This window comes from Parvibaculum sp. (assembly GCF_049672805.1).
GTDB lineage: Bacteria > Pseudomonadota > Alphaproteobacteria > Parvibaculales > Parvibaculaceae > Parvibaculum.
The window spans coordinates 1-2,397 of the sequence record NZ_JBATWS010000044.1; the positions used below are offsets into that span (position 1 = coordinate 1).

3 protein-coding genes and 1 riboswitch are annotated in these 2,397 nt (G+C 59.4%); of the genes, 2 read left to right on the forward strand and 1 reads right to left on the reverse strand.

Annotated elements, in window-relative coordinates:
• Together WBF74_RS01435 and glyA are read left to right on the forward strand one after the other, a co-directional pair.
• Window positions 1–256, forward strand: a 256-nt coding sequence (locus WBF74_RS01435; protein WP_424434106.1) for an acyl-CoA dehydrogenase family protein, incomplete at its 5' end; no start/stop codon positions are given.
• A gap of 68 nt (window positions 257–324) precedes the next feature.
• Window positions 325–411: riboswitch (ZMP/ZTP riboswitch) on the forward strand.
• Between the two features lie 46 nt (window positions 412–457).
• Window positions 458–1,720: a serine hydroxymethyltransferase gene (glyA, locus tag WBF74_RS01440; protein ID WP_424434108.1), complete on the forward strand. Its 1,263-nt coding sequence runs from the start codon at window positions 458–460 to the stop codon at window positions 1,718–1,720.
• 73 nt (window positions 1,721–1,793) lie between these two features.
• On the opposite strand, the gene WBF74_RS01445 is transcribed toward glyA, so the two are convergent.
• On the reverse strand, window positions 1,794–2,397 hold a 604-nt coding region (locus WBF74_RS01445), incomplete at its 5' end, for a DUF72 domain-containing protein (protein WP_424434110.1).

Genomic DNA, 2,397 nt, shown 5'->3' on the forward strand with positions numbered 1-2,397 from the left:
TGAATCTTCCATTCTGAAGATCATTGCAACCGAACTTGCGCAAGACATCACCGAACTCGGGATGGAGGTTTACGGGCCCTATGCGCAGCCTGCCTTTCCCGATCCCGTTGCTCCGGCATGGACCGGCAACACCGCCCTGCCCGCTGGAGCCGCGCCTTCCGTGGCCGCCTATCTCGGCGCGCGGGCGCAATCGATCTATGGCGGGTCGAACGAAATCCAGAAGAACATCATCGCAAAACGCATATTGGGACTTTGATGACGATGACCGCAAGGAATTGACTCCGTCACCTTCCCGCGCATACTCCCCCTACTACCGGTCGCACATATCCTCCGCGCGACTGGCGATATGAGATGGGTAACCATCGGGGAGCGCGGAGACTGGTTTTTGAGCCGATCGCCTGGGCAGCACATGAAGATGCTGGCCGGGCGTTTTTGTTTTGGCTCAAGGGAGAACCAGATGCCCACATCCGACCAATACGCGCAGCTTGCGCAATCCGACAATGAAGTTTTTCTCGCACTCAAGGGAGAGGAGAGCCGCCAGCGGGCGGGTCTCGAACTCATCCCGTCCGAGAATTATGCCTTTCCTGAAGTCCTGACGCTGCTCGGCTCTGCCTTCACCAACAAATATTCGGAGGGCTATCCGGGGCGACGCTATTATGGCGGGCAGGAACACACGGACCGCATCGAAACACTCGCCCGCGACCGCGCAAAGGCACTTTTTCGCGCGGAGCATGCCAATGTGCAGCCGCTTTCCGGCTCGCCGATGAATCAGGCGGTCTATCTCGGCCTTCTCGAGCCGGGCGACACAATCCTCGCCATGGATCTGTCACATGGCGGGCACCTCACGCATGGCGCACCTGTGAGCCATATGGGGCGGCTGTTCAATTTCGTACGCTACAAGACCGATCCTTCAACCGGTAAGATCGACTTCGATCAGTTGCGCGCGGTGGCGCGGGAGACGAAGCCGAAAATGGTTGTTTGCGGCTACTCCTCCTATCCGCGCGATTATGACTATGCCGATTTCAAGCGCGTGGCAGACGAGGTGGGCGCGCTCACCATGGCCGATGTCTCGCATATTGGCGGGTTGATCGCGGCCAATGTGATGCGCAATCCGCTGGATGCCGGCTTTGACGTTATGACGACCACGACGCACAAGTCGCTGCGCGGGCCGAGGGGCGGGCTCATTCTCTGCAAGGCCGAGCTTGCAAAGAAGATCGACGCCTCTGTCTTTCCCGGCCTTCAGGGCGGGCCGCATATGAATCAGGTGGCAGCCGCTGCCGTCACCTTCCGCCTCGCCGCGCTTCCCGCCTTCCGCCGTTATTCGGAACAGATTCTTGCCAATGCAAAGGCGCTCGCGGCGGCGCTCACCGGCGCTGGTGTGAAGCTTGTGACAGGTGGTACGGACAACCACCTTCTCGTCATCGACACGGTGGCAAGCTTCGGCATTGATGGCGCAACGGCGCAAGAGGCGCTTGATCGCGTGGGACTTACCACCAACAAGCAGGTGATACCAGACGATCCGAACCCGCCCGTGCGCCCCTCCGGCCTTCGGCTTGGAACGCCCGCTCCCACTGCGCGCGGCATGGGGATTGCCGAGATGAGCGAGATCGGCGAGATCATCGCCGACACCCTTGGCGCGAAGGGCGACCGTGAGAGGGAGGAGAAACTTGCCGCCCGCGCCCGCGCTCTCACCTCACGCTTTCCTGTGCCTGGACTTTAAGAGAACGGCGTCATTGCGAGGAACCGCGCAATCAGTTCTGGATTGTGTCGCCGGGCCCGCAATGACGACAAGTCTATAACCGCTCCGCAATCGCCATGGCAGCATGGGGATTGCGGGTCTTTGCCCCGGAGATCACATAAAGAAAGACATTTATGACAGGCAGCTTCGTCGCCTGACCGACAGTGTTGATGTCTTTTGGCACGCGGCTTTCTGCCCATTCCTTCGCGCGGGCGGCCCATTGATTGAGCGCCTTTTTCGAATAGCCGAGCTTCTCCTCTTCGACTGTTCCCATGATCCGCGCATAGACGAAGGGCGCCGTTATGTCGCCGATCTGCGGATATTTGGAATCCGCTGCCGTGACCACAGCAACGCCATGTTCGCGCACAAGATCAATGAAGTCTTTTGACAGGAAGCTTTCATGCCGCACTTCAACCGCATGACGGAGCGCGATGCCTTCATGCTTTTTTGGCAGCAGCGCGAGAAAGCCCGCAAAATCATCCGGCTCGAATTTCTTCGTTGGCGCGAACTGCCAGTTGATGACGCCGAGCTTCTTCTTCAACCCGGTCACACCGCTCGACAGGAACTTTTCGATGGATGGTCCAGCTTCTGCGAGCACACGGCGATTGGTCGCAAAGCGCGGCCCCTTCAGCGAGAAGTCGACATCATCTGGCGTCTCG

Bases quoted from the DNA above. Each gene is read 5' to 3' on its own strand.
- glyA (WP_424434108.1), top strand. From the start codon at position 458: ATGCCCACATCCGACCAATACGCGCAGCTTGCGCAATCCGACAATGAA.